This window comes from Citrobacter sp. TBCS-14, from assembly GCF_005280805.1.
GTDB lineage: Bacteria > Pseudomonadota > Gammaproteobacteria > Enterobacterales > Enterobacteriaceae > Citrobacter > Citrobacter gillenii.
Genome location: NZ_SZWM01000782.1, coordinates 1 through 218, shown reverse-complemented (window position 1 = coordinate 218; position 218 = coordinate 1). Strand labels below are relative to the sequence as shown.

1 protein-coding gene is annotated in these 218 nt (G+C 57.3%); it reads left to right on the top strand.

What is annotated here, in order from left to right; genetic code table 11:
- Window positions 1-218 (top strand): hypothetical protein (locus FDX22_RS21300; protein ID WP_186805406.1); only part of this gene is annotated, 218 nt, incomplete at both ends.

The window sequence follows — 218 nt, the reverse complement described above, 5'->3', positions numbered from 1 at the left end:
TATTATCACCATCCTATCGGCGACGTACTGTTTCATGCCCTGCCAATTCTGCTGCGCCAGGGACGCCCGGCGACTAACGCGCCCATGTGGTACTGGTTTGCCACTGAAGAAGGCCAGGTTATTGATCTGAACAGCCTGAAGCGTTCTCCCAAGCAGCAGCAGGCGCTGGCTGCGCTACGCCAGGGAAAAATATGGCGCGACCAGGTCGCTGAACTGGA